The 14,724-nt window shown below is 42.2% G+C and carries 10 protein-coding genes; 4 read left to right on the top strand and 6 right to left on the bottom strand.

The window, feature by feature from the left end:
* Positions 1 to 16: 16 nt before the first annotated feature.
* On the bottom strand, positions 17 to 400 hold the full coding sequence (gene pilG / locus FTU90_RS00295; RefSeq protein WP_005097851.1) for a twitching motility response regulator PilG: 384 nt from the start codon (positions 398 to 400) through the stop codon (positions 17 to 19).
* Positions 401 to 687: 287 nt separating this feature from the next.
* Here pilG and FTU90_RS00290 point away from each other — a divergent pair, with 287 nt between their 5' ends.
* The 4 genes from FTU90_RS00290 to FTU90_RS00275 all read left to right on the top strand — a co-directional run bounded on the left by FTU90_RS00290 (position 688) and on the right by FTU90_RS00275 (position 7,458).
* Positions 688 to 1,335, top strand: coding sequence for a hypothetical protein (locus tag FTU90_RS00290; protein ID WP_180049570.1), 648 nt, complete (start codon positions 688 to 690; stop codon positions 1,333 to 1,335).
* A gap of 51 nt (positions 1,336 to 1,386) precedes the next feature.
* Entirely contained in the window at positions 1,387 to 2,514 is a 1,128-nt protein-coding gene (locus FTU90_RS00285) for an efflux RND transporter periplasmic adaptor subunit (protein ID WP_180071787.1), read from the top strand.
* Between the two features lie 24 nt (positions 2,515 to 2,538).
* On the top strand, positions 2,539 to 5,646 hold the full coding sequence (locus FTU90_RS00280; protein ID WP_180071786.1) for an efflux RND transporter permease subunit: 3,108 nt from the start codon (positions 2,539 to 2,541) through the stop codon (positions 5,644 to 5,646).
* A gap of 96 nt (positions 5,647 to 5,742) precedes the next feature.
* Positions 5,743 to 7,458, top strand: coding sequence for a proline--tRNA ligase (locus tag FTU90_RS00275; protein ID WP_005169685.1), 1,716 nt, complete (start codon positions 5,743 to 5,745; stop codon positions 7,456 to 7,458).
* Between the two features lie 57 nt (positions 7,459 to 7,515).
* On the opposite strand, the gene FTU90_RS00270 is transcribed toward FTU90_RS00275, so the two are convergent.
* The 5 genes from FTU90_RS00270 to dcd form a co-directional block, all read right to left on the bottom strand.
* Positions 7,516 to 8,802 (bottom strand): hypothetical protein, encoded by a 1,287-nt coding sequence (locus FTU90_RS00270; RefSeq protein WP_159138279.1) that lies wholly within the window; start codon positions 8,800 to 8,802, stop codon positions 7,516 to 7,518.
* Between the two features lie 16 nt (positions 8,803 to 8,818).
* The gene (locus FTU90_RS00265; protein WP_180071785.1) at positions 8,819 to 11,104 is read right to left on the bottom strand and encodes a DUF6160 family protein; all 2,286 of its coding nucleotides are present in this window, start codon (positions 11,102 to 11,104) and stop codon (positions 8,819 to 8,821) included.
* Positions 11,105 to 11,137: 33 nt separating this feature from the next.
* On the bottom strand, positions 11,138 to 11,860 hold the full coding sequence (locus tag FTU90_RS00260) for a hypothetical protein (RefSeq protein WP_159138281.1): 723 nt from the start codon (positions 11,858 to 11,860) through the stop codon (positions 11,138 to 11,140).
* A gap of 12 nt (positions 11,861 to 11,872) precedes the next feature.
* The gene (locus tag FTU90_RS00255) at positions 11,873 to 13,894 is read right to left on the bottom strand and encodes a hypothetical protein (protein WP_159138282.1); all 2,022 of its coding nucleotides are present in this window, start codon (positions 13,892 to 13,894) and stop codon (positions 11,873 to 11,875) included.
* A 234-nt stretch (positions 13,895 to 14,128) separates the two neighbouring features.
* On the bottom strand, positions 14,129 to 14,698 hold the full coding sequence (dcd, locus tag FTU90_RS00250; protein ID WP_004280726.1) for a dCTP deaminase: 570 nt from the start codon (positions 14,696 to 14,698) through the stop codon (positions 14,129 to 14,131).
* Positions 14,699 to 14,724: the final 26 nt, after the last annotated feature.

Genomic DNA, 14,724 nt, shown 5'->3' with positions numbered 1-14,724 from the left:
CAAAAAAAATCAAATATTAAGCACTAATATGGTTACGGATTGCGTTCAGCAATTCATCTTTACTAAAAGGTTTGGTCAGGTATTCATCTGAACCCACAACACGACCTTTGGCCTGATCAAATAAACCATCTTTACTTGATAGCATAATCACAGGAATATTCTGGTAATTCTGAGAATTTTTAATTAACGCGCAAGTTTGATAGCCATCTAGACGCGGCATCATGATGTCTACAAACACGATATCTGGATTTGCTTCGGCAATTTTTGACAAAGCTTCAAATCCGTCGACGGCAGTAATCACTTCATAACCTTCGCGCTGAAGAAGAGTTTCCGCGGTACGACGAATGGTCTTTGAGTCATCAATAACCATAACTTTTAGATTTTGGAATTTATCGTCCATTTGTTTAACCCTTCCCATTTTAGAAACTATTATGCCATAAGGCTCATAGGATTATTTTATTACGATCGATAAACATTTTTAACATAAAGTCACTTGTATTATCAATGAACATTTTCTACACAAGTAGACAAAATCAGTTATTTTTAACAACAGCTTCACATTTTACCCACGCCGATGTTTTTTTTTTGACTAACGGTAGTTTTTAATTCGTAAATTTAAGTCTAATATAACAAGATTATTACTTTAAAATAAGTAATTTAGTCAACTTTAAATCTAGGGAGCCAATGATGGGTCAGTTTTCAGAAAAACTTGCTGTCATTGATAAAAATAAAATGACTGGTCAATTCATTGTTGCTGTGCTGTTACTATTACAGGTGACCTTAGCTTGTGCCAACAATAACCAAATCCAGCCAAAGGCCACTTGGTACCGCTATTACGATAGTAAAGGCGTGGCCAATATCAGCACTAATGTGACGCCCAATCATATTCGTTACGGTTATGAAGCGCTTGACCAGAATATGCAGGTCATTAAACGTGCTCGTCCTTATAATGCCGAAGCCGATATCAGACAGGCTCCCCAACGTGCTCAACAGGCCAAGCGGATCGCTGAAGACAATAGACTGAAGCGAGCGTACAATAATAGTCAGACCGCCTTACAGAAAAAAAATGACAGTCTGCTACAGTTGAAAAAGCAAATTGATTTTCAGCAAGAACAAATGAAGCAATTGCAAAAAGATCGAGTGATGTTTGTACGCCAAGAACGTGAATATTTACGTAAAGGTAAGGCTCCACCGGCACACCTGAAAACCACACTTGAGAATAATCATAAAAATCTCATTTCCCAAAAAGAAAATATTCAATCTTTACAAAGTCGCTATCGAAATCTGGAAGCAGAATACGACAAAATTATCGCCCGTTTAAAAGCACTTGAATAAATACAGATAGCTTGTGTTGGTTTTAAACCACAGTAAGCTACAAGGACTCTTATGCAAACTGCACCACATGCTCATGGTTTAAATATGCCTTTTCCGCGCTCTCTCCTGATCATGAGTGCACTTTGCTTAAATATGTTGTTAGTGGCTTGTGATAAAAATGAACCCGTACAGCAAGCCGAAACACCCACATCCATTGAACTGATTCCTCAAGACCTGATTGCAGTACAGTCCGGCAACTCAGTTCAAAAAACTGCGTTTACCGGCACGATTCGGGCTGTCAATCAAAGCAGTATTCAGGCGCAGGTGTCTGCCACCGCCACCAGTGTCAATGCCCAAGTCGGTCAGACCGTCTCCAAAGGTCAGGTGCTGGTACGGCTAAACAATCAGGACAATGCTGCCCGACTGGCACAGGCACGTGCCAATCTGGCCTCTACTCAAGCTCAGGCCAATCAGGCTCGAAACATGATGCAACGTAAAAAGCGTCTGCTCGATCAGGGCTTTATCTCAAAAGTAGAATATGAACAGAGTCAGGTCGATTATCAGGCACAGCTGGAAAATGTACGTGCCCAGCAAGCCAATGTCGATATTGCCGAGAAAGCAGATCGTGACGGAACCATGACCAGTCCGATCAGTGGCGTGATTACCCAGCGTCAGGTGGAACCTGGCCAAACCGTGGCGATTGGACAAACCCTGTTTGAAATTGTCGATCCTAAACAGCTGGAAATTCAGGCACGCGTGCCTAGTGACCTACAATCAAACTTAAGGCTAGGCAGTCAAGTCGAATACAGCATTCAAGGCAATCCCAATCGGCTCACTGCAGTGATGAGCCGGATTTCCCCGATCGCCGATCAGGCCAGTCGCCAGATCGAATTCTTTGCTACGCCGAATGAAACAATTCCCTCTTTAAGTATCGGTTCCTTTGTAGAAGGCAATATTTTGAGTTCACGCCAAATCAGTGGGCAGATTATTCCCCTAGATACGCTGCAGGATATCCAGAACAAACCCTATGTCTGGGTGATTCGCCAGAATAAACTTATCAAGGCCAATGTGCAGATACTGGAACAGCGCTATAACGACAATATTGCAGTGGTCAAAGGATTGGAAAGCACCGATCAGGTCAGCCGAATTAAATTTAGCGAAGCCGATCTACAAAAAACTGTCACACTTCGCTCGAACTAAAGCGCCTCACACAGGATCATTGACATGTGGTTTACCCGAATTAGTGTGAAGTATCCAGTTTTCACCATCATGATGATGTTCTGTCTGATGGTATTGGGACTGGCTTCCTGGCAGCGGATGGGCGTTGAAGAATTTCCCGATGTCGATTTTCCCTTTGTGGTGGTGTATACCAACTACCCGGGTGCTTCTCCAGAAACGGTCGAGTCAGAAATAACCAAGAAACTCGAAGATCAGATCAATACCATTTCTGGTTTAAAACAGGTGATTTCACAGTCCAGTGAAGGCCTGTCGATGATCACCACTGAGTTTAATCTGGATGTACCTTCTACCACAGCCGCTCAGGATGTGCGGGATAAAATTGCCTCTGTGACTGCTGAATTTCGTGATGAAATTCAGGATCCGATTGTCGAACGTTATGATCCAACCGCAAATGCGGTCATGTCGATCGTATTTGAATCCAATAACATGGATATCAAAGCACTCAGTTCTTATCTGGATCAGCGGATTGTACCCCAACTGCGCACAGTTGCTGGCGTGGGAACGGTGAATTTACTCGGCGATGCACAGCGCCAGATCCGGATTCAGGTAGAACCGCAAAAACTGCAAGCTTTTGGCCTTGGTGTAGACAGTGTCATCAATACCTTAAAGGCTGAAAATATTGAAGTTCCAGGCGGCACACTCAAATCTGGCAACTCGGAACTGGTGATTGAGATCAATTCCAAAGTGCTGCATCCGCTGGCCTTCGGCGATCTCATCATCGCCAATAAAAACGGCGTACCGATTTTCCTGAGACAAGTCGCAGAGATCCAAGACAGTCAGGCAGAACTAGAATCTGCCGCCTTTTTAAATGGCAAAACCGCAGTTGCGATTGATATCCTGCGTAGCTCGGACTCTAACGTGATTGAGGTGGTCGATAGAACTTACAAAACTTTAGAAAGTATTGAGACCCAGCTTCCTCAGGGGACGACCTTGCAAGTGGTGGTGGATTCTTCCAAAAGTATCCGTGGCACCATTGGCGATGTAGCCCGCACCATTATTGAAGGTGCGGTACTTGCCGTGCTGATTGTTCTGCTATTCCTTGGTTCATTCCGCTCCACTGTGATTACCGGTTTAACTCTGCCGATTGCATTATTAGGTACTTTGACCTTCATCTGGGCCTTTGGCTTCAGTATCAACATGATGACCTTGCTGGCATTATCCTTGAGTATTGGCCTGTTGATTGATGATGCGATTGTAGTGCGAGAAAATATTGTCCGGCATGCCGACATGGGCAAAGATCATGTGACTGCCGCACTGGATGGCACCAAAGAAATTGGTTTAGCTGTTCTGGCCACCACCCTGACCATTGTCGCCGTGTTTCTGCCGGTGGCCTTTATGGGCGGGATTATTGGTCGTTTCTTTTATCAGTTCGGGGTTACAGTTAGTGTGGCTGTGCTGATTTCGATGTTTGTTAGTTTTACTTTAGATCCGATGCTTTCTGCACATTGGGCCGAAAAGAAAAAAGATCCAAATAAAAGACCCGGACGGGTGAAACGTTTCTTTAGCTGGATTTCTGGCAAGCTGGACAATTTAAGCCATGTCTATGAAAAGCTGCTCAAACTGGCGCTGCGCTTCAGATTCATTACCTTAATGATTGCCGTAGCTTCATTATTTGGTGCCTTGGGATTATCGAAACTGATTGGCACCGAATTTGTACCGGTTCCTGACAAAGGCGAAATCCGCATTAAGTTTGAAACACCGGTAGATTCTTCGCTTGAATACTCACAAGCCAAACTGCAACAAGTCGATCATATTATCCGTCAACACCCTGATGTTAAAGCAACTTATGGCGTGATTAATGGTGTAACTGACCGTGGTAAAAACCACGTCAGCCTGCGAGTGACCGTGACACCACGGATCGAACGCGAAAAAAGCCTGACCGAGCTCAACAATGAGTTTCGACAACGCCTGCAATCGGTTGCCGGGATCAGTATTACCTCGGTTGCATCTGCCGATGAAACCGTTTCGGGTGGTCAAAAGCCAATTATGATCTCGATCAAGGGCCCCGACCTGGATGAACTGCAAAAAATTTCCGATCGTTTTATGACAGAGATTGCCAAGATTGACGGTATTGTCGATTTGGAAACCTCACTGAAAGAACCCAAGCCGACACTCGGCGTGCAGATCAATCGTGTCTTGGCCAGTGATTTAGGATTATCCGTGAATCAGATTGCCAATGTGGTTCGTCCACTGATTGCCGGTGATGATGTCACCACCTGGCAGGATGAAAAAGGCGAAACTTATGATGTGAATTTGCGCCTGACGGAAGACCAGCGCAGCTTGCCACGTGATTTACAGAACATGTATATCACTTCAAATAAAACCGATGCCAATCATCAGCCGATTCTGATTCCACTTTCGAGTGTGGCCAAGTTTGAAGAAAAACTCGGTGCTTCACAAATTAACCGCCGTGATCTGGCACGTGAAGTTCTGATAGAAGCCAATACCGCTGGTCGTCCTACAGGAGATATCGGCACGGATATCAGCCGGCTACAAGCCAATTTTGATATGCCGCCAGGTTATAGTTTTGATACCCAAGGTTCAAATGCCGATATGGCAGAATCCGCAGGCTATGCCCTGACCGCCATCACCCTGTCGATTGTGTTTATCTACATTGTGCTGGGTTCACAGTTTAATAGCTTTATCCATCCTGCGGCGATTATGGCCTCCTTGCCATTATCCTTGATTGGTGTGTTCCTGGCGCTGTTCCTGTTTAATTCCACTATGAACCTGTTTTCGATTATCGGGATTATCATGCTAATGGGACTGGTGACCAAGAATGCGATTCTGCTGATCGACTTTATTAAAAAAGCCATGGATCGCGGTGAAGAGCGTTATGATGCGATTATTGCCGCGGGGAAAACCCGACTGCGTCCCATTTTAATGACCACCAGCGCCATGGTCATGGGTATGGTGCCCTTATCCTTAGGGCTGGGTGAAGGCGGTGAACAAAGTGCGCCGATGGCCCATGCCGTGATTGGCGGGGTGATCACCTCAACCCTGCTCACTTTGGTGGTTGTCCCCGTGATCTTTACCTACCTGGATGACTTTAAGAATTTTATGCTGCGTCAGATGCGTAAAATCATGGCATAATTTAATGCAACACAATGAGGTGACATTCCCAAATGCTCATCTCATTTTTTATTGTATAATCTCTGCTTTAACGCTTAATTTTTTAGGACAGTTTCCATGCGCGCGAGTCGCTTTTTATTTGCAACGTTAAGAGAAACCCCGAACGATGCTGAGGTTATTTCCCATCAGTTGATGCTTCGTGCCGGTATGATTCGTAAGTTGGCTTCAGGTCTGTACACCTGGTTGCCGATGGGCGTTCGCGTATTAAATAAAGTTGAAGCGATCGTTCGCGAAGAAATGGACAAGGTCGGTTCACTTCAGGTCTATATGCCGGTGACTCAACCTGCGTCTTTATGGGAAGAATCAGGTCGTTATGTACAATACGGTCCTGAACTGTTACGTTTCAATGACCGCCACGGTAACCCGTTTGTACTGGGTCCAACCCATGAAGAAGTCATCACTGATTTAGCACGCAATGAACTAAAAAGTTATAAGCAGCTCCCTGCCAACTTCTATCAGGTGCAAACCAAATTCCGTGACGAAATTCGTCCGCGTTTTGGGGTAATGCGTTCACGTGAATTCATCATGAAAGATGCCTACTCTTTCCATGCCAATCAGGAATCATTGCAACAAACCTACGACGACATGTATGCAGCCTACTGCAAAATCTTTACTCGTCTTGGTTTAGATTTCCGTCCGGTTCAAGCAGATACCGGTTCGATTGGTGGTTCAGGTTCACACGAATTCCATGTACTGGCTTCAAGCGGTGAAGATGATATCGCATTTTCGACCGAATCAGACTACGCCGCCAATATTGAAATGGCTGAAGCCGTTCTGGTCGGCGAACGTGCGGCACCAACTCAAGAACTTAAACTGGTTGATACGCCAAATCAAAAAACCATTGCGGATGTATCTGCCTTCTTGGGCACGGATCCAGCTCACTCAGTAAAAGCATTGCTTGTTCAAGGCATTGCAAAAGAGGATGGTTCTGTTCCTGTGGTTGCTTTATTCCTTCGTGGCGATCACGAACTGAATGAAATTAAAGCCGAGAAGCATGCACAAATTGCAGCTCCACTCACTTTTGCAACCGAAGAGCAAATCGCAGCACTTGGCTTGACAGCTGGTTTTGTAGGCCCACAAGGTCTGGTTGAAAAAGGTGTCACCGTCATTGTTGACCGTGCAGCATCAGTATTGTCTGACTTTGTTGCAGGTGCTAATACAGCTGACAAGCATGCAACCGGCATAAACTGGGAACGTGATGCACAGTTCACTGAAGTTTATGACTTGCGTAATGTAGTTGAAGGTGACCCTTCTCCAGATGGCAAAGGTACACTGCAAATCAAACGTGGTATCGAAGTGGGTCATATCTTCCAGTTGGGTCAGAAATACTCTGAAGCATTGGGCTGTAAAGTCTTGGGTGAAGATGGCAAACCATTCACTGTGACCATGGGTTGCTATGGTATTGGGGTAACACGTGTGGTTGCGTCTGCCATTGAACAAAACTTTGACGAGAAAGGCATTATTTGGCCAACTGCCATTGCCCCGTTTGAAGTGGCCATTGTACCGATGAATGCACATAAATCACCACGCACAGTAGAAGCAGCTGAAGCGCTTTATACTGAACTCACTGCTGCGGGTTATGACGTAATTCTAGATGATCGTAACGAACGTCCAGGCGTTAAATTTTCTGACCTTGAGTTGACCGGTATTCCACACCGTATTGTGATTGGTGAAAAAGGCTTGGATGCAGGTACTTTTGAATATAAAGGTCGCCGTGATGCTGAATCTGTAAATATTTCCAAAGAAGAGTTGTTGGCTAAAATCGCGAAATAATTTTGCTTTCTTAATAAAAAAATCCCGTCAAGTGCGGGATTTTTTATTCTTTTTAACTTAACAGAATTTATGTCCACCGAAGCAGTTCGGTTGAAAGTTCTGGCCTTTAAGCTCTAAATTTTTCAAAGGAAAATCAAGAAGTGCCGGGTTTTTAATTTCTTTCACATCTAAAGCTCCATCAAATACACAATTCAAAAGACTTCCACATGCTCTGGGTTTTGATGTTAAATCATGATTAATCCCTGCAATGGTTTGTGCTAATACCGCATTAGTAATATCCACACCTTTATTTGGACTAATATCACCAAGATTTACCTCATCCTCGATTGCCATCCACCAACCTTGATTAGCAGCAACGGCAGCACCCGGCCAAAGTATTTTTTGCGATTGTAATGATAAAGATGCTGGGTTATTCAAATACAATGCATGGATTAAGCCAAGATCTTGATCCACTGTAATATCTGTTCTAAGGCCTGTCATATAGCCTGTAATTTGTTTATCCAGTGTAAGCTCAAATAAATCCAGTGGCTTTAAAATGGCCTTTAATGGGCCACTAAAATCAATTCTGTCAACTGTACCAGTCCCCTTTAATTTAACTTCACTCATTCGTGTTCCTGAAACTATAGTGGCTGGAATCACAAATGGCGCATTGGTACTTGTTAAATTAAAAGTATAATCATTCGATTTATAATGAAGTTCCAGATCCTGCCCCAATATTGTTCCCGTAACAGCACCTTCAATATATTTATTGCCAGTTGATGCATAGGTCATTGTTCTTGGATTAGTTACAGCTGTTCCTTTGGCTTCTTTAGTCTTCATATATCCACTAAAACTATTAATACCATTTGGTGTGGCCGTATTTTCTGTACCCATAGTCAGTAGACCTGAAATCTTTTCTGCACTTAAACGGAAACCCAAAACTTCACGTGTAGATGCCTGATTTGGATTTTTTATAGCAAATTGAACAAAAGGATTAGTAATCAAGGCAGAGGTCGCAGCACGATCCATTCCATTTGCAGAATTACCACTTAAGGAAATATGATCAATATCAATATCACAACCAGTTGCACCATTAATTCCTCCACAACCAAGTTGCAGTTTTTTAATATTGGCATTAATTTCCATTTCAGCTTCTAGACCCAATTTATAAAATGAGATATTTCTCTGGTCATATGCCTCTCCCAAATTATCAACTTGGTTAAATCCGGCCTGAACCTCCATTGACAATAAAGCTTGTCCATTAATATTTGAAAGCTCCTGATCTTCTAATGAGGTTAATGCAGATACATGACCACTCAATCCCACCATCGCCGCAGCTAGACTCTTTAATATTATTTTTTTCATTTTTCTCATCCTGAATTTAGCGTGGTGTGATTCCCAGCGTGCTACGAATAGTGCCACCAGTCAGTGCAATACTTGCCATGTTTTGCATATTGCCATTGGTCGCCATCGCAAAATTGGTTTTAAATGGTGTCGCGATATTATTTTCATAATTGAGTTTGACCTGATTATCCAACGTTACGGTATCAGCACTGACACGAACTTTCCCATTAACACCCAAATGACCTTCCATCCGGTTAAAGTTGATCGAAGAAACGTTTAATGCTCCTGTTGTTAAATCAATATCTTCATTGGAGATACTAAAGTAGCTACCCAGATTAGCTTTATCTGCACTTTCTTCTGATGTGAGTGGCCTAAATTTAAAGTTTGCATCAAATGACAAAAAGTTGGTATCTGGTGAACTTGCGGTTGGATCTACCCCAGGAATAATCAGAAGCTCACCATTTCCATCGAGCTTAAAGGCAATATTGGTCAGTACATCATCACGTTTAGAAAAATTATCGTGAGGCACATAGCCTCCGCATTTACTGACTGATGCAGTGCTACAGTTATATTTAGATCCTGGTAATTGCCCCATTGCGAGCTCTGCTTTTGCTGCAATCAGTAATTTATCGGCACGAATATAAATCCCTTCATCTTCATAGCCAATAATCCCTTCAGATTTAATTAAAGCATCGATATTTCTAAAGCCTGCATAATAGTTAACAGCTTCACCCTGTACACCGTCCTGACCATCAATCAATATAATTGAAGTTGTACTTGGCAAACCGGTTTTCTTGTCGACCCCGTATCCTTCAGTAGAGGCCATGATGTTATAAGCAATTGCCTGCTTATTATCTGTTCCATAAGTTGTTCCAGACAACGCGACATTGGCATTTAAATTATAAATAGGAATACCAATCCCCCATGAACCGCCATCCCCACCAAGTTCTGTCAAGGAGTTATCTGAAATAAAACGTGCTTTCGCAGCAATTGCCTGAAAGTCCATTCCTCGTACTGCAATAAAAGCAAAATCCTCTCCATCTCCTGCTGTACTCAGTGTCTGTTTCAGTACATCACTACTATACCCCAAGGTTTTTCGCATATTTTCATTGATGATAAAATCGAGACTTTTAGCCATAATAGTATTTATATAAATATCACCAAAATCGATATAGGCATTTTTACCATGTAAATTTTCATCAGCATTCCGTGTTGTCAGGGGCCTAATATTGGAGAATTGGACTGCATAGCTTCCATGGCCAGTATGACCAATTTCAAGCACGGTAGGCGCGATGTTGCTTGGGTGACCACTAGCAGCACCAGTAAAGTCGGCAGATAAGCCCAGATGCAACCCCCCTTCACCCACCAGATCGCTATATCCTGCTGCAGTTTTGTCTTGACGCTGTAAAACACCATTTAACTTGTTACTTACATCAAAAGTACCAATCTGGGTTTGATCGGCATTCATGGATAATCTGGCATTGGTCACCGCACCTGAAGCCCCAAGACGCATAATATTTTTACGTTCGTTATTTGGCGTGTTATAACGCAAGTCAATATTAACGCCAGGATTGGTCGGATTAACCCGGCCAATAGCAATATCAGTGGTATCTTCAACACGTTTTAAATCCACGTAATGGTCTTGATTGCCATTTCGGGTAGTGAGTACAACACCTTCATTGGGGTCAATGTACATATAGCCCTGACCCGAAAAATTAAAGTTAAAGTCATTTAAAATCAGGCTATTTTCACCCAGTTTATGACTAATGGTGGCATTTTTAAGTTGAAAATCGATACTGGCAATTGCCTCTTTATTAAATAAACCTGCAGTAGTTTGTAATAGAACACTAAGCGGCGTAGAGGTACTAATCCCTAATGCACCTAGACTTTGACTAGATTGTACGCCAGCAGTCCGAATACTATTCGCAGACTGGCTACATGGATTGGTCGTACAGGCTGTCTTTACCAGTTTTAAATCTGCAGTGGCTTGAAATGGTGAAACACTTGCAGCAAGCCGAAGTCCTGCCCCTTGTGAAGTAGCACCTACATCTATTTCAAGTTGACTAATAATTGGCTTATTATCTTTTCCAATAATTTCAACATTATGTAGACCTAAACCCATTTTAATACTGGCAGTTGGATTGGGATCATACCAATTGACTTGAGCAATGCTGGCTTTAGAAATTTCATGAGTAATCACCATACCATCTTGTCCAGTGACTTCGCTCAATTCCTGCTCTTCAATGGTTTCAAGTGCATAAGCTTGCTGTATAAGACACATGCATACCGTTAGCAATTTCAACTTTATTGTTGTTTTTTTCATTTTTATATCCTTATGCTGTACTTGACGCTGCGATTAACAACGACTTTGTGCCCCACCTGTACAGTTATAACCAAATATTTTCAAATTACCGGACATATGCAGATTTCCATGAACATTCAATCCCATAAAACCTTTTTCAGCCCCCTTATCAAACGAAGGAACATCTTGGGGCGCGGTCGTATAAGTTCCGTCGGCATTATAGGTACGCCCTGTATACGTACTATAAACACCAGTATTGGCATAACCTTCTAAAGCTCCAGCACCTGTGCCCGTTTCAATCGAAACCGTATTAAAACCCAAATTCCGGATCTTTAAAGGCTGGTTATCATAAAAGGTAATTTGCATCGCCGTCTGTGGTTCATTACGGTGATTAATAATGGTTGTACCATCAATTGAAAACTTATCAATCTGAATCGTGCCCTGAATACCTTTAAATACTAACCATTTTTTATTCCCATTGGCATCGACATGATTATTTGGGGCTATTGCCAAACGGCAAAACTGTTTTGTTGCACCACATGTTGTCGGATCTAAAACATAAAATACTTCTAGTGGATTATCATTTCCATCAAGTCGAGAAATTGTATCTTTGGTTAAATCTGTGGCGTAAATATGATTTAAGGATAAAGTCCAGTTAAGGTCTGCTCCGCCCTGTCCTACTGTCTCAGTTAACTCTTGCTGATTAAGGACTTCCAATCCGGCTTGACTGAGCATAGAGGTACATATCAATGCGCAGAGGGTCAATAATTTGGACATTTTTATACTCCCTTACAGACCAGTTGTTCTAATTTTTAAATGCTGAATCAGTACGCCATCAATGACTGCAGACCCAAAATTCTTACTTATACCATCAGTACTCTTGAATACGACTCCCGTGGAGTTGGGGCCATCTTTGGCGCGCAGCAAATTTGTTCCTGGGATACGCTCTGTAGTCCCTATTGAAATACTACTGTGAGTGGCGTTACGGCCTTGATAAAGCACGGTCGCATCTGAAGCATTATTTTTAATCGGCGTACCACAACTATAGACATTACAGGTTGAACCTTTTAAATCAGATTCTCCTAGTCCACCCCCATAATTCTGATAAATTTGATTATAGATAGCAGGAATATTTGGAATACGTGTCACTTCTAAAATAATATTATTGCCTTCTGAACCGACCACAAAAGGCTGATACATATTACCGAGCACCAGGTTAATATTTGGACTATATAAATATAAACCCTCAGAATCATGAAATATGGGAGCAGCACTTCCGTTTAAGGCTGGGGTCGGGACATTACCATCAAGTGCATCTGTTTTTGCTGCGGTACTTAGACGAATACCTTTACTGTTAAGATTGCTATCGCTACTGCTTAGAGTTTCTGGCCGATCATTGGTATTTAAACGAACGATACTTGCCATTCCTAAAGTTTGATTATAGTCCTTATTATCCGATTCCAAGGTTTGGAATAACCGAACTTGCGAACCATTTAAACTGAGACCATTGGCAACAAATTGCGTTCTTAATCGGTAATTTGTATCAAGCCCTGAAGTGGGCCCACCTGTTATAGGATCGACAACATTAGAGGAATTAAGCTCACGTGCAAAAATATCACTCCAAAACCCCAATTTAATATTATTATCACTTTCATCTGGAGCAATCTTGGCAAGAGGCGCTTCTAGAGCAATATAGCCTACATCTTTAGCAGCGTCCTTAAACTGTTTGACGCTTTCAGTTCCTGCCCGGAATAACCAAGGATTATCTGCAGATCCCCAACTAAAACCCTGATTACTGTATCGCGTGCTCAGCGAGTCATCACTTTTTGATAATGCCAGACCATAAATGAAAACATCTGCCTTGGTACGCAGGCTTCCAATATTGGCATTTTGTGCAGCAGCTTTTGCCATATTTATTGCATTTCGTACAACTTCATCATGCACGGTATTACTGGCTGTTGTTGCCTGTTCTTTCGCATAATCTGCAGCCAACTGATTTAGCATTTCAGTGGTCTTGGCTGCAAGCTGACTATCTACTGTATTTTTAATGACATTTGCACGAACATAGCTTGGAAACTGCTGTTTAAAACTTTGGTAAAAAGGTGAATTTGGAAGATTCGCTGCATAATTATTTCCGTATAACAATTCAATCATTTCCAGAGTATTTTTAAGTGCAGCTGCTTTCGACCGATCAGTTAACCATGGGGTAATTGACTCTTTTGTTGTACCATCATTTACAAAATTCAAGCCAGCTGAACTACCATTATAATAATCAGCATAACGCTGATCATAATACTGTTTCATAATTGGTGAATCGAGATATTGTTGGACTAGACTACCACGATAGCTAGCAGCATATTCAGCTGTAATTTCACTCGCTACGCGGGTGCGATTGTCTGTAATATAAGCATCTCGGCTTGATGCATACGTATCTCCATATACATGGTTATAGATTCTCGCACGTTCAGCTAGATAAGCATTATGGTAAGTATTGCTATAAACTTTATCGTATAAACGCTCCCCTAGCTTTTCATAGTTTTCACCAGTTGGAATAATGCGAATAAAACCCGTATCCGCCTGTCCCGGATTTTCAATACCTCTGGCATAACTGGAACCAGCAGAAATATCTTTAGGGCCTTGAAACACCATTTTAAAATCATCAAGTACGAGCGCAACCCCCTCACCCGTGGTGTCAGAAAGAGAAGAATCTGATAATTCCTGCATCGCATGCGCAGAAGGCAACAGGATTAAACCAATTGTCATTGCTAAATAATTTTTGCGAAATTTAAATAGATCTTTTATCTGAGTCATCTCACTCTTTCCTTTTTATCCGATGCTCCGCATCTTTATGTTTCAGCTTCCCAGCCGCTACATTTTGTTTTTTATGATGCATTGCATCTTTTTTATGGTTATTCGGAATCTATTATGCTGACTTTTAATACAGATGCCAAAGTCAATTGAAGTAAAAACCTGAGTTTCCGATGAATGAAAATCTCAAAAAAATAAACGGGACATATAGTCCCGTTATTCAATATTTTAAACTGCTTAGGTCTTCGGCAAAGTAACGCCAGTTTGGCCTTGATATTTTCCGCCACGATCTTTATATGACGTTTCACACACTTCATCAGACTCAAAAAATAGCATTTGTGCGACACCTTCCCCTGCATAAATACGCGCAGGAAGGTTGGTGGTATTTGAGAACTCTAAAGTTACATGACCTTCCCACTCTGGCTCAAGCGGAGTGACGTTGACAATGATACCGCAACGCGCATAAGTCGACTTGCCCAGGCAAACCGTCAGTACATTACGTGGAATACGGAAATACTCGATGGTACGGGCCAATGCAAATGAGTTCGGTGGAATAATACAAACATCCGATTCAATATCAATAAAGCTGCGTTCATCAAAGTTCTTCGGATCGACAATTGCAGAATGCACATTGGTAAATACTTTAAATTCCCGTGCACAACGCACGTCATAACCATAGCTCGATACGCCATACGAAATCAGCTTTTGACCATTTTCATCCAAACGTACCTGGTTTTCTGCATACGGTTCAATCATGCCGTGTTTTTCGCTCATTTCGCGAATCCAACGATCAGACTTAATTGCCATTGATATAATCCAAAAATCTTAAGAAC

It is taken from the genome of Acinetobacter sp. YH12200 (assembly GCF_013418175.1).
Taxonomy (GTDB): Bacteria; Pseudomonadota; Gammaproteobacteria; order Pseudomonadales; family Moraxellaceae; genus Acinetobacter; species Acinetobacter pseudolwoffii.
This window is presented reverse-complemented; position numbering and strand designations above follow the sequence as displayed.